Origin of the sequence: Pleomorphomonas sp. PLEO (genome assembly GCF_041320595.1) — a bacterium.
Lineage (GTDB): Bacteria > Pseudomonadota > Alphaproteobacteria > Rhizobiales > Pleomorphomonadaceae > Pleomorphomonas.
The window spans coordinates 2,083,988-2,102,368 of the sequence record NZ_CP166625.1 but is presented as its reverse complement, the minus strand read 5'-3'; the positions used below and the strand labels follow the sequence as shown (position 1 = coordinate 2,102,368).

General features: G+C 60.9%; 30 protein-coding genes. 22 read left to right on the top strand and 8 right to left on the bottom strand.

Translation table 11 applies throughout. The features are described from left to right. Positions 1–181: 181 nt before the first annotated feature. The 7 genes from AB6N07_RS09745 to AB6N07_RS09715 all read right to left on the bottom strand — a co-directional run bounded on the left by AB6N07_RS09745 (position 182) and on the right by AB6N07_RS09715 (position 4,498). Positions 182–1,267 (bottom strand): hypothetical protein, encoded by a 1,086-nt coding sequence (locus AB6N07_RS09745; RefSeq protein WP_370677604.1) that lies wholly within the window; start codon positions 1,265–1,267, stop codon positions 182–184. A 128-nt stretch (positions 1,268–1,395) separates the two neighbouring features. After that, a complete protein-coding gene (locus AB6N07_RS09740; protein ID WP_370677603.1) occupies positions 1,396–2,049 on the bottom strand; it encodes a hypothetical protein in 654 nt (217 codons plus the stop codon). Continuing rightward, the gene (locus AB6N07_RS09735; RefSeq protein ID WP_370677602.1) at positions 2,046–2,354 is read right to left on the bottom strand and encodes a hypothetical protein; all 309 of its coding nucleotides are present in this window, start codon (positions 2,352–2,354) and stop codon (positions 2,046–2,048) included. Before AB6N07_RS09735 ends, AB6N07_RS09740 begins: the two co-directional genes overlap by 4 nt. Positions 2,355–2,356: 2 nt before the next feature. After that, positions 2,357–3,211 carry a hypothetical protein gene (locus AB6N07_RS09730; RefSeq protein ID WP_370677601.1) on the bottom strand — a complete coding sequence of 285 codons (855 nt, stop codon included), beginning with the start codon at positions 3,209–3,211 and terminating at the stop codon, positions 2,357–2,359. A gap of 10 nt (positions 3,212–3,221) precedes the next feature. Then, positions 3,222–3,872: an MT-A70 family methyltransferase gene (locus AB6N07_RS09725; RefSeq protein WP_370677600.1), complete on the bottom strand. Its 651-nt coding sequence runs from the start codon at positions 3,870–3,872 to the stop codon at positions 3,222–3,224. Further along, the gene (locus AB6N07_RS09720) at positions 3,872–4,207 is read right to left on the bottom strand and encodes a hypothetical protein (RefSeq protein ID WP_370677599.1); all 336 of its coding nucleotides are present in this window, start codon (positions 4,205–4,207) and stop codon (positions 3,872–3,874) included. Before AB6N07_RS09720 ends, AB6N07_RS09725 begins: the two co-directional genes overlap by 1 nt. Positions 4,208–4,282: 75 nt before the next feature. Further along, positions 4,283–4,498, bottom strand: a complete 216-nt coding sequence (locus AB6N07_RS09715) for a hypothetical protein (protein ID WP_370677598.1) — start codon at positions 4,496–4,498, stop codon at positions 4,283–4,285. A 131-nt stretch (positions 4,499–4,629) separates the two neighbouring features. Between AB6N07_RS09715 and AB6N07_RS09710 the strand changes: the two genes are divergently transcribed. Beyond that, a complete protein-coding gene (locus tag AB6N07_RS09710) occupies positions 4,630–5,343 on the top strand; it encodes a helix-turn-helix domain-containing protein (RefSeq protein WP_370677597.1) in 714 nt (237 codons plus the stop codon). A gap of 215 nt (positions 5,344–5,558) precedes the next feature. Here AB6N07_RS09710 and AB6N07_RS09705 read toward each other — a convergent pair whose 3' ends face one another. Next, positions 5,559–5,822: a helix-turn-helix domain-containing protein gene (locus AB6N07_RS09705; protein ID WP_370678213.1), complete on the bottom strand. Its 264-nt coding sequence runs from the start codon at positions 5,820–5,822 to the stop codon at positions 5,559–5,561. A 538-nt stretch (positions 5,823–6,360) separates the two neighbouring features. Between AB6N07_RS09705 and AB6N07_RS09700 the strand changes: the two genes are divergently transcribed. The 21 genes from AB6N07_RS09700 to AB6N07_RS09600 all read left to right on the top strand — a co-directional run bounded on the left by AB6N07_RS09700 (position 6,361) and on the right by AB6N07_RS09600 (position 18,380). After that, positions 6,361–6,774 carry a hypothetical protein gene (locus tag AB6N07_RS09700; RefSeq protein ID WP_370677596.1) on the top strand — a complete coding sequence of 138 codons (414 nt, stop codon included), beginning with the start codon at positions 6,361–6,363 and terminating at the stop codon, positions 6,772–6,774. A gap of 181 nt (positions 6,775–6,955) precedes the next feature. Next, positions 6,956–7,153 (top strand): hypothetical protein, encoded by a 198-nt coding sequence (locus AB6N07_RS09695; RefSeq protein WP_370677595.1) that lies wholly within the window; start codon positions 6,956–6,958, stop codon positions 7,151–7,153. Positions 7,154–7,173: 20 nt separating this feature from the next. Beyond that, positions 7,174–8,427 (top strand): AAA family ATPase, encoded by a 1,254-nt coding sequence (locus AB6N07_RS09690; RefSeq protein WP_370677594.1) that lies wholly within the window; start codon positions 7,174–7,176, stop codon positions 8,425–8,427. A gap of 590 nt (positions 8,428–9,017) precedes the next feature. Continuing rightward, positions 9,018–9,479 carry a hypothetical protein gene (locus AB6N07_RS09685; protein WP_370677593.1) on the top strand — a complete coding sequence of 154 codons (462 nt, stop codon included), beginning with the start codon at positions 9,018–9,020 and terminating at the stop codon, positions 9,477–9,479. After that, positions 9,476–9,622, top strand: a complete 147-nt coding sequence (locus tag AB6N07_RS09680; protein WP_370677592.1) for a hypothetical protein — start codon at positions 9,476–9,478, stop codon at positions 9,620–9,622. Before AB6N07_RS09685 ends, AB6N07_RS09680 begins: the two co-directional genes overlap by 4 nt. Then, on the top strand, positions 9,619–10,560 hold the full coding sequence (locus tag AB6N07_RS09675) for a hypothetical protein (RefSeq protein WP_370677591.1): 942 nt from the start codon (positions 9,619–9,621) through the stop codon (positions 10,558–10,560). The genes AB6N07_RS09680 and AB6N07_RS09675 overlap by 4 nt, the downstream gene beginning before the upstream one ends. Before the next feature lie 137 nt (positions 10,561–10,697). Further along, the gene (locus tag AB6N07_RS09670) at positions 10,698–11,726 is read left to right on the top strand and encodes a hypothetical protein (RefSeq protein WP_370677590.1); all 1,029 of its coding nucleotides are present in this window, start codon (positions 10,698–10,700) and stop codon (positions 11,724–11,726) included. 1 nt (position 11,727) lies between these two features. Beyond that, the gene (locus tag AB6N07_RS09665) at positions 11,728–12,048 is read left to right on the top strand and encodes a MarR family winged helix-turn-helix transcriptional regulator (RefSeq protein WP_370677589.1); all 321 of its coding nucleotides are present in this window, start codon (positions 11,728–11,730) and stop codon (positions 12,046–12,048) included. A 193-nt stretch (positions 12,049–12,241) separates the two neighbouring features. Beyond that, entirely contained in the window at positions 12,242–12,862 is a 621-nt protein-coding gene (locus tag AB6N07_RS09660) for a hypothetical protein (RefSeq protein WP_370677588.1), read from the top strand. Further along, a complete protein-coding gene (locus AB6N07_RS09655; RefSeq protein WP_370677587.1) occupies positions 12,859–13,125 on the top strand; it encodes a hypothetical protein in 267 nt (88 codons plus the stop codon). Before AB6N07_RS09660 ends, AB6N07_RS09655 begins: the two co-directional genes overlap by 4 nt. Then, positions 13,122–13,928 (top strand): hypothetical protein, encoded by an 807-nt coding sequence (locus AB6N07_RS09650; RefSeq protein WP_370677586.1) that lies wholly within the window; start codon positions 13,122–13,124, stop codon positions 13,926–13,928. Before AB6N07_RS09655 ends, AB6N07_RS09650 begins: the two co-directional genes overlap by 4 nt. After that, positions 13,925–14,299 carry a hypothetical protein gene (locus AB6N07_RS09645; RefSeq protein ID WP_370677585.1) on the top strand — a complete coding sequence of 125 codons (375 nt, stop codon included), beginning with the start codon at positions 13,925–13,927 and terminating at the stop codon, positions 14,297–14,299. The genes AB6N07_RS09650 and AB6N07_RS09645 overlap by 4 nt, the downstream gene beginning before the upstream one ends. Further along, positions 14,292–14,903 (top strand): hypothetical protein, encoded by a 612-nt coding sequence (locus AB6N07_RS09640; protein ID WP_370677584.1) that lies wholly within the window; start codon positions 14,292–14,294, stop codon positions 14,901–14,903. The genes AB6N07_RS09645 and AB6N07_RS09640 overlap by 8 nt, the downstream gene beginning before the upstream one ends. Beyond that, entirely contained in the window at positions 14,900–15,139 is a 240-nt protein-coding gene (locus AB6N07_RS09635) for a hypothetical protein (protein ID WP_370677583.1), read from the top strand. Before AB6N07_RS09640 ends, AB6N07_RS09635 begins: the two co-directional genes overlap by 4 nt. Further along, a complete protein-coding gene (locus AB6N07_RS09630) occupies positions 15,136–16,239 on the top strand; it encodes an ATP-dependent RecD-like DNA helicase (RefSeq protein ID WP_370677582.1) in 1,104 nt (367 codons plus the stop codon). The genes AB6N07_RS09635 and AB6N07_RS09630 overlap by 4 nt, the downstream gene beginning before the upstream one ends. Further along, entirely contained in the window at positions 16,236–16,757 is a 522-nt protein-coding gene (locus AB6N07_RS09625; RefSeq protein WP_370677581.1) for a hypothetical protein, read from the top strand. The genes AB6N07_RS09630 and AB6N07_RS09625 overlap by 4 nt, the downstream gene beginning before the upstream one ends. After that, positions 16,750–17,073, top strand: a complete 324-nt coding sequence (locus tag AB6N07_RS09620; protein ID WP_370677580.1) for a hypothetical protein — start codon at positions 16,750–16,752, stop codon at positions 17,071–17,073. Before AB6N07_RS09625 ends, AB6N07_RS09620 begins: the two co-directional genes overlap by 8 nt. Further along, positions 17,066–17,233, top strand: a complete 168-nt coding sequence (locus AB6N07_RS09615) for a hypothetical protein (protein ID WP_370677579.1) — start codon at positions 17,066–17,068, stop codon at positions 17,231–17,233. The genes AB6N07_RS09620 and AB6N07_RS09615 overlap by 8 nt, the downstream gene beginning before the upstream one ends. After that, positions 17,230–17,826 carry a J domain-containing protein gene (locus tag AB6N07_RS09610; protein ID WP_370677578.1) on the top strand — a complete coding sequence of 199 codons (597 nt, stop codon included), beginning with the start codon at positions 17,230–17,232 and terminating at the stop codon, positions 17,824–17,826. Before AB6N07_RS09615 ends, AB6N07_RS09610 begins: the two co-directional genes overlap by 4 nt. Beyond that, complete coding sequence (locus tag AB6N07_RS09605) at positions 17,819–18,076, top strand: hypothetical protein (protein WP_370677577.1); 258 nt, start codon at positions 17,819–17,821, stop codon at positions 18,074–18,076. The genes AB6N07_RS09610 and AB6N07_RS09605 overlap by 8 nt, the downstream gene beginning before the upstream one ends. Then, positions 18,069–18,380, top strand: a complete 312-nt coding sequence (locus tag AB6N07_RS09600) for a hypothetical protein (protein ID WP_370677576.1) — start codon at positions 18,069–18,071, stop codon at positions 18,378–18,380. Before AB6N07_RS09605 ends, AB6N07_RS09600 begins: the two co-directional genes overlap by 8 nt. Position 18,381: the final 1 nt, after the last annotated feature.

The following is an 18,381-nucleotide window of genomic DNA, read 5'->3' as shown; positions in this document are numbered from 1 at the left end:
TCCGACTTCCGCATCATCCCGCGCTCAAACGGTCGCAGGGCGTGGGTGCTGGGCCGGGGGCTGCTTTGCGATGGCCGGTGCTGGCAGGCCCGATCGGAGGTGCCGGTATGGAACAGCGCGCCGCATGTGGTGCATTTGATGCGATCGGCGCTGACTTGGACGAAGTTGCATGGGAGCGCGGTCATGGGCGCGGCTCCCTGCTGGCCTTATAGGCGTCTAGGGCGGTATCGACCGCCTCGAACATTTCCCGCAGCCCGCCATAGTCGACGCAATCGCTGCAGGGAGGGTTTACGTGACAAGTGCAGTTCCGCTCCGGCGGTCTCTCGACATTGTCAAAGACTAGGTTCAGCGCCTCCGCCATCTGCTCCTTGACGGGGTCGGCCGACGGCCCAGCCTTCGCCTCGTCGATCATGTCGATGAGATCGCTGATGACCTCGCCATAGGTCTCGGCCGGGGCCCAATCGTGTAGCGGGCTTTCGGGATCGTCGACCTCGCGGCCGATAATGGAAACGATCTCGCGCCCGATCTCGGCATAGTCGGCGTCGCAATCAGCTACGTCGGCCGAGCTATTCGGGATTTCCGAAGCGCTGACGGGCGGCTCGGGAGCGGCGAGAAGCGCACCTTTCCAAAACCTCCGGAAAGCCTGCAGGAATGTGTAGTTGATGTCGTTGGCGGTCACGTCAATACCGACGACGCCAATTTGATCTACCTGCCTTTTTCCGTAATGGGCGCCCGCAGCCGCGTGGGCCATCTCTTTGGTGGGGATCTCCGGCACCAACTTCCACCCGGCGGGGATCATGTTGGTGACGTCACCGGAATGATCTGGGGTAGGAGCATCAACCAGCGCCAACCGGACGCACTTTTCATATTGGGCCTGTGCTTGGACCTTTTTCTGCTCAAGCTGGGGGTCGGCCGCCAGAATCTCTCGAACAAATCCTAGGCTTTCAGCCCTCAACCACCCATAGCCAGTATTGCGCCACCCCAGCGGCTTGATAGCCACGGCCGGCGCTGGCGGGGCGAGATATAGCTCAGTCCCCGGCGGGACCTCGTCCGCAGAGAAAACGGCTAAGGTATTAGCCGAAGTGCAGGTGATCTTCTTCGCCTTCCCGACAGGCTCATCCGAGTGTGCAGCGCGGGCGGCGAGAATGATGCCACCGATAACTTCATCGACGTAGTCGGGGTGAAGTTCAAAGTTGATCTTATGCGAACCGGCTTTACAGAGAGCGTTTAGGCCGGCTTCAATCTCAGCCTTCGATGGAGTGGTCATTTCAGATTCACCCTCCGCGCCATTGATGCGCTTGGAGAAGGAGCCCCAAGCTTCTCAGCCTGGGGCAAGTTTGGGAGGAAAGCCGCCGGCAGGGTCCGGCTCCCGCGTGTGGCCAGGGAGGAGAGTGGTCAGCCCGACGCGGTGGCGGATCTTCCGTCCGGCGTGGGCGGCAGATTGAAAAGGCTGTCGGCAGCGGCGAACCGCTGGGGGAAGAGTTCGCCACGCAACCACCAGGCCACGCCGATAGCCTCACAGGCATCAACGGAAGAAAACGCGATGCCGAGGCGCTTGCACTGTGCGACGGCGGCCTGCTTCGCGTCCTTGGGCGAACCATTGCCCAAGAAGGCCTTGCGCCACTCGCTCTGGTTCACCATGCGCGCCGGGATGCCGAAGCGGGCACAGACCGACAGGGCCAGGAATGACAGCCCGTAGAGCCGATAGATCGTCGCCATGCTGGTGATCGGAACGACCTCCGTCTTGATGGCATTGCCTGCAAATCGAGACGAGGTGTCGACGGTCGTTTTCTTGCGCTTGGCGTCGCTTCGCAGCGGCTGCTCGATCGCGACATACTCGACGCGGTTGTCGACCAGCCATGACCGAAGGTAATCTTCAAACGAACAGCCGATCTGTCCGCTATGGAGAGGGTCGATGTTCTTCTTCTCGTCGTCACCGAAGACGTAGCCCTTGCGCTTCGGCGCCTTCCATGTCGCGGTGATAGCCTTGTCTCCGTCGAGGATAGCGAGGCCAGTGGTGGAGGCGATATCAAGACCGGCGAGGATCATTTGTGCGCTCCGGCTTTTTCTTGGGCGTCGAGACGCTGATCGGTGACGATGGCGTTGATCATTTCGTTATTGCTGCAGTGGTTGATCGCCGCCTGCCACCTCACGAACGCCATGTTCTCCTTGGATAGCCATATGAAAGGGCGTCCACGCTTGGCGGAGAGCGTAATGTTGTTCTCCGCGGCGACTATCCGCACATAGGAGTCATGGACGCCAAGCAGCTCGCCGATCTCCTTGGAGGTCCGCGTATTATCCTTGCGCAGCTCTGCCAGAATGGCTGCTGTCTTTGGTGCTTGGCGTCCCGACATGATCAGAGCTCCGAATTATCCTGGGCCAGATGGCGAGGACGGAGATCGGCATCTTTGCCGGCACCATCGGGCCACTTGATGTCCGGGGCTGGCGCAAGGCCTGCCGGCTCCTCGCCGACGATCTCGATGCCGTTGACGACGCGGCCAGGGCGATCAAACGGGGCACCGTCAGTATCCTGATCGTCGAGATCATCTTCAGGACCAACATCCCCGTCGTCCGCCTCGGCGGCGAGAGCGGCATCAGCATCATCATCGTCGGCGCGCTGTTGCGTTTCGACGGGGCGCAGAATCTTCGTCTCGTTGTTTTTGAGGAAGACCTGCTTGAGTTGGTCCTGGCCCTTGTACCATGCGGCCATCCAGGCTTGGTCAAGCTCGCTGCCGGGATGATGCGGGCTTTGCGGGTTCTTCCCGTTGAGACCGGCGTACTCACCTTCTTCTCCGGCCTTCTCGAGCAAGGTCCTGCGGTCATCATCAAAGAGCGTGGCTTGCGTCCCAACGGGCAGACCTGCCCATGCGGCGCAACGCATCAGGTGCTCAATAGTCTGCTTGACGATCGAGTTGTTTCCGGCGCTGTCAATCTCGATCAGGAGTTTGATGTCCTTCAGCCCGGTGTCGCCGAGATCAGCCTTGATTGACTTGCATGCGTTCTTCAGCGCCGCATCGGCTTCCTTTTTCCTGGCAAGCGCCTCGAGGTAGCGCGTCTTGTAGTGCATGGTGAGAGCGCGTAGCTGCTGGTCGGAGTTGTCCCCGATCGTTCCCGCATTACCACCGCCCACCACGCGCAGCTCTGGCTTCTTGGTCGAAGCCGTCGATGGCTCCGACTTTGGTTTGTTCTTTGATCCACGCGGCCTTGCCATGTGTCGCTCCTTAGGGAAGAGCCTCGCCGAAGAAGTCGGCTGGCTTGATCTCGGCCTGGGCGGGGACCAGTGCCCGTTTGGGTGCTCGGGGCTGGTTGTCGAGGAGACCTGACTGGTTTCCCCATGACGTCCAGCCAGGGCGCGTCTTGCGCGAGAAGAGATCCAGGCGCCGACCATCGGGGCACATGCGCTCGGCCACCGCGTAAGCCTGTTCAGGCTTCACTGAATGGCCTCGTGCTGGGCCTTCGATGACCGTGCGGATGCTCCTCGACTTGATCTCAGGGCTGCCCATGGTAGCGAGCACGAAAGGCTCAGAAGCGCAGCGGAGCCAGTAGCCAGGGCCGAAAGCCAAATTCCCCGTGTAGCTGTTTCGCTTCACCCAGACGCCGGAGGTAACGAACCTCATGCCCCAAGCGGAGATCACCTTCATCTGGCGATCGAGCATAGGATGCGTCATCCAAATGAGGGCGATCGAGTCCTTGGCGAATAGTTGCCCGATCGGCATGTCGCAGGCTTCATCTACCGTCATGGTGTCGTAATAAGCCTGCGGGCTTTTCTCGTTTCCGGTCTCGCTCCAGAGATCAAAAGCCCATGGGAAATCGATCCAGCCGATATCAAAACCGAAGTATGGGAGATCTCCGAAGGGCCAGTTGGTGGACATCACCCTGCCATCCGAAGCGGCGCGCATTGCTGCACAGCACGGACAATGGCGCGATCATGCTCGAGCCTACGCTCCTTCTCGGAGATCTCCTTTTCCAGGGCCGCGGTGAGCTTGAATAGGTTCGACGCGGAGTCCGAAACCGGCTCGCAATACACGAGGCGCTTGAGCCAAGTCCCGAGCCCACGCTCCTTCGCAATATCGGCGATGGCACGCTCTCTGGTGGCCGCGCGCTCCATCCTCAAAATGATGGCGCGTTCGGCGATCGTCCGCATGAACTGGATTGCTCCAGCGGGCGAAGACATAACTTCCATTTTTAATGAAGGATTTTCCGACATTGTAATTTTTCCTAGTGGTAGGTTTTGTTCATCGGCAAACGGAGAACAGAAATGCACCGCTCGAGAGACCCACCATCACCCGGAAATGACGCCCTCTTGGGTATCTACCCAATCGGAACACGTCATCCAGCCACCGGTGAAAGCCTCGATCCTCAAGGCCAGCTCTAGGTCTGGAACACCATTTTCATTCAGCAAGCGCGTTACCGTCGAAGGGCTGCTCTTCACAGAAGAAGCGAACGTCTTCCTGTTGATGCCCTGCTGGATGAGCCAGTCGTTGAGGTTCTTTTTCATGGCTGCATTTTCAGATATGAAAACACGTAAGTCAACATGAATTTTCATTCCCGAAAACGAAAACCATCTCAGCCCTGGGATTTCCACGCCAACCAAAGGAGAATGGTCCGCCAAATTAGAAAGGCTTGACAATGTCAGAAACCGGGAAGCGGCTTGTGATGCTCCGCGCTGAGAGGGGATGGGATCAAACCGCGCTTGCTGAAAGAAGCGGCGTTTCCATCTCGACCATCAGCAGGTTTGAGACCGGCAAGAAAGAACCGACGCTTGAGCAATTGATGGCTCTCGGCCGCGCGTTCGGTGTCACGATCAATATGATCAACCCGACCATCAACCCGGCAAACTTCGACAAGTTCGTCGTCGACTCGATGGCGGCGCAGCAGCCCAAGTTCGCGATCCCTGATGCCAGGCCCGGCAGGATTCCGCTATTCATCCAGAATACGGCCGGACTCCTCGGCGAGTTCGCTCTTCCCGATGCAATGAGATCCGAGACTGATTGCCCGCCGTGGCTCGCCAACGTGCCTGGCGCCTTCGCCATCCAAATCCCCGACATGCACATGAGCCCGCGGTTCCGCGCCGGCGAGACGATTTTCATTCATCCCAAGGCGCCCGTGCGCAAATTTGATGATGTGATTGTTCTCTGGGATCAAATCGAAGGTGAGACCCCGCTGGTCTACGCAGGGCAATACCTCGATGTGGCAGAAGCAGAGTTCTCCGCAGACTTCGACGACTCTCCGAAGCGAGTCGAGCCGGCCTACATTCTCAAGCAGTTCGGTCAGACTCTTGAGCTGAAGATCCCTACCGTAGAGGCCAAGATCATGAAGATCGTTGGGGTTCTCTTGCCTTAATGGCCACTTTCGACATCTCGCGTGGGAGAATCCTTTCCTACCGTAGATCGATAGATCGTAGGTAGGGAAGGATCAGCCGAAGGCGCGCGGAGCGCCCTGCGCCGACCTATTGACCGAAGGAAGGGGCAAGGCGGTAGAGAGTATCTGTGTCTAAGCTATGTGTATCGGGTGCCACAGTGGCACCCTTTACGGTGCCAGACTGACACCCTTTCTCTTCAGAATGGGAGCAACTGAAGGCGATAGCGTCCAGTTCGTTTCAGCCCACCGCCGGGACGCTCATCGACGAGAAACCCTGAGGCTTCCAGCTCACGGAGAGTGCGCTGAACAGTTCTCTCAGAGAGCCGCGACATCTCAACAATCTTGGCAACTCCTGGCCAACAGACATCGCTTTTGGATAGCCCAAAATATTCGACTAATACGAACGAGACGAGGCGCGCGTTTGCGCCCAAGCTCGACTGCAAGATCTGGTCTTTCCACATGAAGCGCGCCTCCCTCTGTTTGGGGAAGTTGACGACGTTCGAAGCCTGTTTGACATCAAGAACACTGTGAGGCATAATTTCAAACGTTCCTTCAGAACACCCTTCGCACGGGTTTATAACCAAAGTTCAAGGCCGCTCCTGTTTGACGACAGGGCGGCCATTTTCTTGTCTTAGGTGGCCCAGCGCTTTTTGTGCTCTCGGCGGCGGGACACGTCAAACCAATTCTCCCACCTGAGAAAAAATTGCAGATCTGAAAATTTCCGCTTGACGACTGAAAATGCCCGGCGCAATATCTGTTGCATCGAACGACGGCTGATCTGCCAACGGCACGAAGACGCCAGAAGTCGAGTAGATCCAGCCCGCAAGGGCAACGAGAGCGGATCGCGTAAGTAGGGCTCCCTGCGGGTTATGCGACGGTGTGGCACCCGGCCCAAGACAGCCAACAGTATCTGCCCGATAGGGCTTCAGACACACAAACCGCAGGCCTTCCCCAACATGGGCTTTCCCGTGAACGGGTGGACTCTGTCCGGAGGTCAACTTGGATCTCATCACCGCCTTGCAGATCACGCCACCATATTTGGCGGCCCGGAGCGTAAAGCCTCCATGCGACGAGATCACCGAGCGCGTGCCTGGCGATGCCAGCCTGAATAGAGCATTGGCGCTGATCTTCGAGTTTCTGCTCGATCAGTCGACGATGACCGGCCGGCTCACCACCATGGACGTCGCACTCGATGCTTGGGGGCGCAACCATGGCCTTTTCTTCGATCGCATAACGAACGGAGAGCCAGTCCGGCAGAGCATGCATGGGTGGAACGAACTGCTCGCTGTGCTCCATCGCTGGCGGGATCAGATCGTGGATGAAATCCATAAACCGGTGCCGCGATCGCCCGTGGCGCCGTTCGTAGTCCCCAATCTTTTCGCGGTTTTCGAACCGGATATCAGTGTCGCCTGAGCTCTCCCCCCGAGCTTAGGCGTGTGGCCGGCTGACCTTCCTCCTCCCAGAGTTGGCCGGCCACATCTTTCCCTTCCCATCCGCGCAGTCCCCGCGCGGACCCGGCGGCGGCCGTCCCCCATGCCCCATTTGTCAGCAGTGCCGCCGCCGGCAACCCTTTTCCGCACATGAGGTCAGAACAATGAGCACGACCACCTTGGCTGACTTGAAAGCCGGCGACGTTGTATCGGCTGATGGCGGCTTTGACTGCCTCGCCGAAGGACCTCACGTCGTCGAGAAAGACGATCACGGCCTCTTCATCAAGTGCCGAGAGGGCAACCACTACCTCGATGGCCAGGAAGATGATGACGGCAACCTCGTCGGCATTTCCAAGCAGTAATCACCACCCCAGAGGTCAGCATGAAGATCATTTCGCTTCGGGCGGAGAACGTTAAGCGTTTGTCTGCCGCGTATATCGAACCGTCGGGCAACCTAGTGGAGATCACCGGCAAAAATGGAGCGGGCAAGACTTCCGTGCTTGATGCCCTGTGGATTGCCCTGAAGGGGCGATCGGTGGCACCACCAAAGCCGATCCGCGAAGGTGCGGAGAAAGCGGTGATCGAGGTCAACCTCGGCAAGTACACGGTGACCCGCACCTTCAACCTGAAGGAAGACGGGGATTACACGACGAGCGTCAAGGTCGAGAACCAGGAAGGCTTCTCCGCCAAGAAGCCACAGGACCTTCTGGACAGCCTGCTTGGACCGCTGACGATCGATCCGCTGGCCTTTGCCAGGATGCCGTCCAAGGACAAGTTTGAGACGCTGAAGGCCATGGTCCCCGGTGTCGATTTCGCGGCCATCGCGGCGGCGAACAAGAAAGACTTCGATGCCCGATCTGACGCCAACCGCCAGGCCGCCAGCTTCTCAGCGCAGGCGACGGCCATCCTGTTGCCCGAAGAGATCCCGGAGCCGATCGATGAGATTGCTCTGGTCGAGAAGGTGGCTGACGCTGCCGGGCACAACGCCGATATCGAACAGCGCCGAGCGCGCCGGCTGGCCGTACAGGCGGGCATCGACGCCAGGACACAACAGATCGCCAGCCTCGAGGAAGAGCTCGCCGAGCTGAAGCAGGCGAATGAGACCGATGTGGCTCGTCTTCAAGCAGCGCCGCCGTTGCCAGACCTGATCGACGTCAGTGATGTTCGTCTGCAGATCGACGCGGCCAGAGCCACCAACGCCATCGCATTCCGGGCCAAGCAGAAGGCGGATCTCCTCGAGAAGGCTGCGGCGCAGCAGAAGCTCTCCGACGAGCTGACGACGGCCATGGCTACCCGCACCACCGAGAAGACCAAGAAGATCGCCGCGGCAGAGCTGCCCGTGCCGGGGCTCACCTTTGGCGACGACGAAACCATCCTGCTCAACGGGGTGCCGTTTGAACAGGGCAGCGATGCCGAGCAGCTTCGCGCTTCCATCGCAATCGCCGCGGCCGTCAACAAGGATCTGAAGATCGTTCGTGTCCGCGACGGCTCTCTCCTCGACGACGACTCCTGGCAGATCCTCAAGGATTTTGCCGAAGCGAACGACGTGCAGGTGTGGGCCGAATGCGTCGACTCCAGCCGACCCGGGGCAATCGTCATCGAAGATGGCAGCGTGGCCGGAATCATCGGGGGCTGATTGATCCAGATGAGCGCCCTCGTCGACCTTACAGGTACTCGCTTCGGTAGGCTTGTTGCCGAGTCCCATACTCGAAAGCCGAGACCATCCGGTGGCTCGTACACTTTCTGGGTTTGCCGGTGCGATTGCGGGGACACCACAACAGTTCGGGCTTCATCTCTTACCGGTGGAGTTACCAAATCGTGTGGATGTCTTTGCAGTGAAGATGTCGCCGAGAGAAGCCGTAGGCATGGGGCATCGAAACGCGGAGAGCATTGGCCGGAATACCATGTCCATCGGTCAATGCTGCAGCGTTGCTACAATCCGAATGCCCACAACTACAGACTATATGGTGCTCGTGGCATCACCATCTGCGATCGATGGCGCTTCGGCGAAGATGGAATGACCGGCTTCGAGTGTTTCATAGCGGACGTTGGACGCCGACCCGCCGATGACCTGCAGATCGAGCGCAACGACAACAATGGCAACTACGAACCATCGAACTGTCGTTGGGCAACAGCGAAAGAGCAGGCCAACAACCGACGGACCAGCCGGCGCAATCGCGCAGCCACTTCGCCGTCGTCAATCGGCACACAAAGCGAGCTCCAATCATGATCAGCCACAGCGAAGTCCGCACCCGCATCCGCGCCGGCACCATCCTTGCCCTGTCCGTGCGCCAGCCGTGGCCGTGGTGCATGTCGATCCCCTGCGATGCCGCCAAGGACATCGAGAACCGGTCATGGCGGACCAACGTGCGCGGGACCGTGCTGGTCCACGCCTCGGGTGGCATGACGCCGGAGGAGTACGAGTTCTGCCTCGCCTACTGCCGTGAGGTAGCCCTCATCCGCCCGTTCCCGTCGGGCCTGACCATGCCGTCGTTCGGCGAGTTCCAGCGCGGCGGCATCGTCGGCGCCGTCGAGATCGTCGACTGCGTCAAGACCTCCGATAGCCCTTGGTTCATGGGGCCATGGGGCTTCGTGCTCCGCAACTACCAGAGCCTGCCGTTCATTCCCTGCCGTGGAATGCCGGGCTTTTTCAAACCTACCCTGACAGAGGCTCAAGCAGCCGAATGAGCACCCTCTTCATCTACGTGATCGGCCCCATCTGCTCGCTCATTATCCTGGCCGTGATGTACGCCGCTATGTCGGCCGGCAGTCGGGCAGATGACGAGAACGAAGCCCTTCACAAAGCCCCCAAGAAGGACCGCGACGAATGAGCATCACCCTGACACCTTGGCACGGCCAGAAGATCGATCGACCAGGTGCCTACATCGGCGTCCCGATGGAGGTCTACCACGGCGATCCATGCGTCGGCCCATCGATCTCCTCGAGCGGGCTGCGGCGGATCTTCACCGCCAGCCTGCGGCACTATTGGGACTCGTCGGTCTACAACCCGAACCGCGAGGAGATGACCTCCACCGACGCCATGGTGCTCGGCCGCGCCGCCCATCACCTCCTGCTTGGCGAGGAGAGCTTTTCCAGCCTCTACATTGTCCGGCCGGAGGAGGCACCCGACGGCCGCGCCTGGAACATGAACAATAAAACATGCAAGGAGTGGGTCGCCGCCCGCGAGGCTGAAGGCCTCACCGTCCTGAAGCCATCCCAGGTCGAGCAGATCCGCGGCATCTCCACAGCCCTCGCTGCGGAACCGATGATCCAGGGCGGCTGCCTGTCCGGCCTGATCGAGGTCAGTTTCTTCTGGCAGGACGACGAGACGGGCATTTGGTGCAAGGCCAGACCCGATGCCGTCCCCGAAGACAGCCTCTCCGTGTTTGACTTGAAGGTCACCGGCGAGATCGGCGACGACGAGCTGCAGCGCAACCTGAGCAACCACGGCTACCACCAGCAGGGCGCCCTGGTCGACGAGGCGTTCACAAAGATCTTCGGCCTCCGCATGACCGATTTCTCACTGGTCTACGCGGAGTCCACGCGCCCGCACTGCGTCCGCATCGAGCGCATCATCGACGAGGATATCGACCTTGGCCACAAGGCCAACCGCGCCGCGCTGCGCGCCTTCGCGTGGGCACTCAAGAACAACGAGTGGCCCGGCCCGAAGAGCCCCACCGGCGACGTCGGCAACATCCGCTTGGCGCCATGGGCTCGTACCCGCGCCGAGGCCCGCGCCACGCGCATGCTCCAGGAGTTCCCTGCATGAGTAGAGAAATTGAAACCTACGCGCCACCAGCGCGCGAGCCTGACGCGATGTGGCGCCCAGGTCTCGCAATCGACCCGGCCCGTCTAGAATACCTCTGGAAGCTATCAGAGCGCATTGCTAGAGCCACCGTTGTCCCCATGAGCCTTCGTGGCATAGGGACCGAAGGGAAGCCCGGCTGGGATCCATTCCAGCCTGAGACGGTCATCGCCAACGTGTTCGCCGTCGTCGAGCAGGCAGACCGCTGGGGCATGAGCCCGTTCTCGCTGCTGCTTTGCTCGGCAATCATCTACGGCAAGCTCGGCTTCGAAGGGAAAGTCATCAACGGCGTGCTCGAGTCCAACTACGGGATCAAGCTAAGTTGGACCTTCAGCGGCGCCGAAGGGACCGATACCCGGGCCATCGAGATGGTAGGCACCAACCCGCTCACCGGCGAGATCCTGCTCAATCACAAGGGCGAGCCGCTGGCCGTAAAGGGGACCGTAGCGGACTGGAAAACCACCGGTAACAATACCCCTTGGAAGCCGCCAACCTACGACAAGATGCTGGTCAACCGCGGCTCACGGGAGTGGGGTCGCATGCACAAGGCATCGGCGATCCTCGGCATCTACTCCTTTGATGAGCTGGAGAGTATCGGGAACGAAGCCCGCGCGCTGTCGGCCAAGGACAAGACGAAGAGCCTTGCCGATCGCTTCGCTCCTGGCGACGGCGCCCGCTCGGGGGGGTTTAGCCCGTCCAATATCAAGCAGCTCGAGGATGCGCGCGGCAGCCAGCAGCTCGCCGGTGCTATGGACCAGGAGCGTCCGAAGGAGACGGTTGCCGCCGGCAAGGGAAAGCCCGCCGAGCAACAGCAAGGCGAACAGCAGGAACGCCAATCCGAGGCTACAGACAAGAAGGTTGAGCCCGACGTCGAACGCCTGCCACGTGCCACGCACGACGATTTCTCAGCCGCGTTGCTGCGCGTGTCGAAGCCCGAGGCCATCAACAAGATGGCCGATGAGTTTTGGCCAACCAACGGCGGTTGGCCGCCAACATCGGTGGCGGACAAGAAGCTCGCCGTCCAGATCGCCAAGGCTCACACAAACCGCACCGAGGGAAAGATCTCCCTCGAGGACATGAAGGTCCACGTCGCCGAGCTCATCGCTGAATCCTACGGGGAGGGTCTGTGACATGGACCCGCTCGAGAACTACTTCGGCGCTCGCAACGCGCTCACCGCCAGCGAGGACCAGCTCAAGGCCAGGGCCGATGAGCACGGGCTCACCGTGATCGAGTTCATCATCCTCGCCATGGTCGGCCGCGGGCGGGATCGCTCCGGCATCATCGCGACGGAGACCGGATATAACCCGACGACGGTTTCCCACAACATCTCCGACCTTGAGGACAGAGATCTCCTGAAGCGGGAGCGCGTCGAGGGTGATGCGCGAGGCTTCAAGCTCTGCCTGACCGAGGCTGGCCGAGCCATCGTTGCCACCATCCCGGAGTCATTCTGATGCGCAGGAACCCACGCCCATTCAGGGCGCGCGATCTGCCACGTCTGTTTGCAGCAGCCATCGCCATCGTCGTCCTAACGGCTTTTGCTGATGCACTGAGCGGGCTTCGTCTCCGGCGGCATGCTGATGCTGTCTACGGTGTGGCAGAGCGCGTCTATGCATGGTCCGGCGTCAAGGCCAGGAGGGAACGGTAATGGCCGCGCTCGTCCTCGACTGCGAGACCTCCGGTCTGTGGCGCAAGGATCTCCAGCTCGGCGACGTCGGACAGCCATGGGTGGTCAAGCTCGCCGCTGGCCACTTCGGAAATGACGCCGCGCTGATAAACGCTTTCGACCTGACCGTTCGGCCAAATGGGCGCCGGATCAAGGAAGCCGCTGAGAAAGTCCACGGCATCTCCGCGATCGATGCCGAGCGCGTCGGGATCTCCGAGAGCTTCGTTCTGCTCACGTTGGCGGATATGGCCGGCAAGGTCGGCCGTGTGGTCACCTTCGGCGACTTCGACCCCATGGTGATCGAGCATCTGCTCGTTCAGCTCGAGCAGAAGACCAACCAGCGCAAATACGTCTGCCGCTGGCGGCGGCCCGGTCTGGAGTTCGTGAACATTCAGCACCCGGCCTGCCAGTTGGTCTGCAACCTGCCGCCGGCGTTCGAAGGTGGCGATCCCGCATGGCCGTCCCTCGATGTGGCTTGCGAGGTGATCCTCGGCATCCCGCCGCGCGAGGGCCACCACCAGCCTTGGGAAGATCTCCGCAGGACGAACCTGCTTTACCGCGAGCTGCTGCGCCGCGGTCATTTCGAGGGAGAGGCGGCATGAGCACCTTTCACGACGAACTCGCCGCCATTTGCTCGGAAGAGGCTATTCGTGCCGATCAGGCCAGCGACCGCCGACTTCCGTACGCCGATATGATTACCGATCTAGCGGCGGCGCTTGGCCGGACTATCGGTTTTGCCACAGGCGGGGACGCCGCCTGCATCGATCGCGTCTTGTTCACCGCGACGAGGAATGTCGCAAAGGAGGCTAAGACAACAGCAGCAAGGCTCAACCTTGCGCGGACAACGCCGGAGGGGCGAGCATGAAGCTCGTATCCCTCAAGGCCTCCTTCGCCAAGGAGTCCGACCTCTGCACCGCGTTCATAGCGGCGCTGCCGGAGGGTTGGACTCCTTATCCGGAGACCGACGGGTTTGACCTCATCCTGGTCAGGGATGATGGCGCTCAGGTCGGGATCGAAGCCAAGCTGGTCCTCAACGCGAAGGTGTTGATCCAGGCCGTCGACCACGTTCACCAGCGCTGGAACGGCGGCGTCGTCGGTCCAGACTTCCTCGCTGTGCTGATCCCGTACGGCCACAAGACGCCGGAAATGGTGACGATCGCGGGGTATCTCGGGCTCGCCGTCATCGAGCAGCATGACGCCGCAACCTTCGAGCAGCGATATCGCTATGAGCGCTTCAAGCTGAAGGCGCCGGATTGCTTCCCATTCAGCCCTGGTCTTCCAGACACCCGGTGGTCGGAAGATGGTTATCGCAATGGCTGGCGCGACCAGATGCCGGCGGAGCGGTGCAAGTTGCCGGCCTATGTGCCTGATGTCGTAGCCGGCGCCTCGGCACCATCTACACTGTCGGAATGGAAGATCAGCGCCATCAAGCTCTGCATCCTCCTGGAGAAGCGTGGAGAGATTACCTCCATGGACTTCAAGACGCTGCATGTCCATCGGCAGCGCTGGCTTGATGGCAAGTGGATCACTCCAACCGATCGGCGCGGTCACTACGTCGTTGGCTCCCGCCCGCTCAATCTCCGAGCCCAACATCCCATCAACTACGCCCAGATCGAAGCCGATTTCGAGAAGTGGGCGCCAGCGGCAGCTCTAGGAGCTACGGCATGAGCAACAAGATCAACGATGGCGGTATGGCCTTTCCTGATCCGAAACGAGTTCTCGTCGGTAGCCCTGTCACACACGATAGTGGCATGTCGTGCCGCGCTTGGTTTGCGGGAAATGCACTTCCGGCGGTGATCAGCCATTACGGCCCGGCTGACTCGGCTGTCGATGAGGCATATCGCCTTGCCGACAAGATGATCGCCCGTATGGACGCCCCTCGGCCTCCTCTAGACCTCGACACTATGGCTTTGGAGCTTGCCAGCGTGATCAACGAGATCCCGCCGGTTACGGCGTATCTCGGCGGAAGCGCGCAACGCGTTTCCCTTATTCAAACCAAGATCAAGAAGGTTCTGGAGGAGGTAGCGCGTGATGGCTGACCATCCCATCCCCCTCAAGGACTTCGAAGTCCGCGCCATCCTCGACGGCCGCAAGACGCAGAAGCGACTGGTATTGACGCCGCAGCCCCTCGATGCCTACGAGCGCGATGTCGATTGGTGGGCTTCCTATGAGCCTGGCACCGAGACGCCGCTTGTGACGCGGATCGCCGTCGGCGATCACCTTTGGGCGCGCGAGACGTGGCGTACGCTGCACACAAACGATTGCCTTGCACCACGGCATCTAGCCGATGACCGATCCAAGATTACCTATGAGGCCGATCCTGAGCGCCGCAATCCTCTGTGGTCTTTCGGCAAGCTCCGCCCATCAACTCACATGCCCCGCTGGGCGTCCCGCCTCACGCTGCTGGTGACCGAAGTTCGCATTCAGCGGCTTCAGGACCTCAGTGAGGCGGACGCCATTGCGGAAGCGCCTCCCTATCAGCAGGGCATGGGGACAAACGTCTCTGCTCAGGTTCGATGCATGCATCTGTGGGAAGCGGAAAACGGCCTAGGAGCATGGTCGAAGAACCCTTGGGTCGTGGCCTGCGCCTTCAGCGCCGCTAAGTCCAACATCGATCATGTCGACGACGAGGTGGAGGCATGACTGGCTTCTTCTCATCCCCGACGCCAACCGCCGTCGAGACGCCAAAGGCCGGCCAACGATACTATGCCGTGCATTTCATCGTCGGTGAAACTGTGCGGATCGATGGATGCGAGGGCACTCCTGGCGTCGTCACCTGTGTCAGCATCTCCTTCGGCATCAGCTACGAAGTCTCGTGGTGGAACGGGCATCAGGAGCAGCGCGCCTGGTTCTCGGTAGATCGGCTGGTGCCGGCATGATCACCCCCTCCGCTCAGCAAGACGCCGCTCTGAAGGCCGTCAGCAAGTGGCTGAAGAAGAACCGCGGCCAGAAGCCATGGTTCTACCTCGGCGGGTTCGCCGGCACAGGCAAGACGACGCTCGCCAAGCGCATCGCTGAAGACGTGAAGGGCAAGGTGACTTTTGGCGCCTTCACCGGCAAGGCTGCCTTGGTACTCAGGTCCAAGGGCTGCGAGCACGCCTCAACCATCCATTCGATGATCTACAAGCCGCGGGAGGATGTCCCCGGCGTGACCGAGTTCGTGATCAACCGGGAGTCTCATATCCGATCGTCGGCGCTGGTCATCATCGACGAAGTCTCGATGGTGGGCGAAGACCTCGGCAAGGATCTGCTGTCGTTTGGCGTGCCCGTGCTGGTGCTGGGTGATCCTGGCCAGCTTCCGCCGGTCAAGAGCGAAGGCTTCTTCACCAAGCACGAGCCGGACTTCATGCTCACCGATGTCCACCGGCAGGCCGCCGAGAACCCGATCATTCGCATGTCCATGGACATCCGCGAAGGGCGCGCTGTCGGGTTCGGCGCCTATGGCGAGAGTCGCGTTATCCCGACCGGCATTATCGGGCGCAAGGAAGTGCTCGCTGCCGACCAAGTGCTTTGCGGCCTCAACCGCACCAGGACCGAGAACAACCAGAAGATCCGTCGCCTCAAGGGTATCGACTCCTTTTGGCCAACCGTTGGCGAACGCATCGTCTGCCTGAAGAACAACCGCGATAAGGGGTTGCTCAATGGAGGCCTCTGGGAAGTGGCGAAGATCGTCGACTCCGACGATGAAGCCATCATCATGATCGTGCTGCCGATCGACGCGGGTATGGTCCAGCAAGGCGTCGAAGTCACGGTCCACCGCGCTTTCTTCGAAGGCACCGAGCGCGAGCTTCCCTGGTATGAGCGCGCCCGCTTCGACGAGTTCGACTTCGGCTATGCGCTCACGGTCCATAAAGCGCAGGGATCGCAGTGGGATGACGTCATCGTCTTCGATGAAAGTCGGTCGTTCCGGGCCGATCATGCACGCTGGCTCTATACGGCCGTCACCCGCGCTGCGGAGAAGGTGACGGTGGTTCGATGATCCATCTCTCCGAAACCCGCCGCATCGAGCTCGCCTTGCCTGCACGCATGCTGGCCTCGCTCTCCATGGGCAACAGCTTCTCCTGCCTCAACCGGATCGGCGGCGTCACGAACAAGCACGACTTCGCCAAGCTGGTCGAGGTCAGGCTCTGGCTCCACATCGCGTTCTGGGAGCCGTTCTCGGATTACGACGAGATGGAGTGCTATCGGGTTCGCCGGCGCCTCGCCAAGCTGCAGGATCTGGTGCTGGCCGAACTCCACGACCAGCCGGGCCTGAAGGCGCTGTATGCCATCCTCTACTGGCTCCAGAGCATCACCAGCGGCGAGAACCCCGTGCTGGTCCTGGTGGCAGGCTCCTATGCCGACAAGGCCGTGACGCGCCTTCTGGCGTGGGGAGAGGCACAAGGCGAGATCACCAAAGGCATCGAGAAGATCGACCGCTCCGCACAGAAGCAGGCGGCGAAGATCGGTGCCCTCCTCAACCACATGGGATTCTACCTTGGAGGCAGTAATGGCTAAGCCCCTACCACCGCGCATAGCGGCCGATATCGAACGCGGCAAGAAGACCGGCTGCCGAGCAGTTTCCGTCTGGATCGAAGATCTGGAGGCGATGGCCGATCGGGCGGAGCGCGCCGAAGCAACGGTGGGAACGCTCAACGGGCTCATCCATGACTTACTGCATATCTCCGTCAGCCTGACGAAGAGCCTCGAGATCTATGCGCCGGCTGTTGGGCAAAAGCTTCGCGCCGAGGCCGAAGAGATCTTCAAGCGGTGGATAGCCATCCGAGACGTTATCCAGCCGAGTGAGCCCGCGAAGGAGCCCACCGATGTCTGAGCCCATCTTCCGCGTCTTCACGACTATCGACGTCCGCGAGATCTCGACACCGACGCCGCGCGCCGCCCGCGATGAAGTCCGGCGCTTGGAGCCCATGGCGCTGATCGTCAAGGTCAAGCGCGTCGATGGCGAAGCGTCGAAGGAGAAGGAGAAAACATGACCGCCGCCTATCCTCTCTCCTGGCCCGACAGCTTCCCGCGCGCCACCCGCCGCGAGAAAGGCCAGTTCCGCACCACGCTCCCCGCCGCGCTGAAGAACGTGCAGGACAGCCTTCGCCTGTTTGGAACCGACAGCGGCAAACGCGTGGAGAACGTCGTGTTGTCGTCGAACGTCTCGCTCGGCGCGGATAAGCCTACCGATCCCGGCGTCGCGGTGTGGTTCGTCTGGGATGGCGAGCAGCGATGCATCCCAGTCGATCGTTACGATACGCCAGCCTCCAACCTGCAGGCGATCCACCACGTGCTCGAGGCACGGCGGGTCGAGCTGCGCCACGGCACTCTTGCCCTGGTGCGCGCCACGTTCCGCGGCTTCACCGCAGCACTGCCGGCGCCCGGAAATCGCGATTGGCGCGATGTCTTGGAGCTACGCACCGTTCCGGCACTCAACATCAGCACAGCGACTATTGAAAATGCGTATCGGACGCTCGCTCGCAAGCGCCATCCGGACGTCGGCGGCAGCAACGCGCTGATGGCAGATCTCAACGCAGCGCGCGATGCCGCTCTCGCCGCTCTGAAGGAGAGTGGCAATGGCTGAGATCTCCCTCATCCCCGACAACGTGCGAGATGTCGCGAAGGCCGCATACGAGGCTGGCACGTTTGAGGCGATTGCCAAAGCCATCCTTGCGGAGCGCGAGCGCATCGCGGCGGCCCTTGATGAGGAGGCCGATCTAATCCCATGCGCCGAGGATGCCATGGTCACCAGGAGCAATGCCCGGCTGGTGCGCGCCGACTTCGATTACGAGGTGGCCGACCATCTCGCCGAGGAGGAGGAACGTCGTGGCTGATCGCACCCACCTGGAACGCTTGACGGCGAAGCTCATCGAAGAAGGCCGGTTAGTTGAAGCCGGCTGGAATGGACTCCGCCTCGCCGCCATCCCGCTCAACACCCCAGCAGAGCGGCTCGAAGAGATGAGGGCGGCTTTCTTCGGCGGCGCCCATCACCTGTTCGCCTCGCTGATGTGCGTGTTCGATGAAGGCGATGAGCCGACGGAAGCCGACCTGCGCAAGGTCGATCTCATCGAGCGCGAACTCGCCGGCTTCATCCGCGACTACGAGATGAAGCACGTAAAGACCGAAGGGAGCGCTTGAT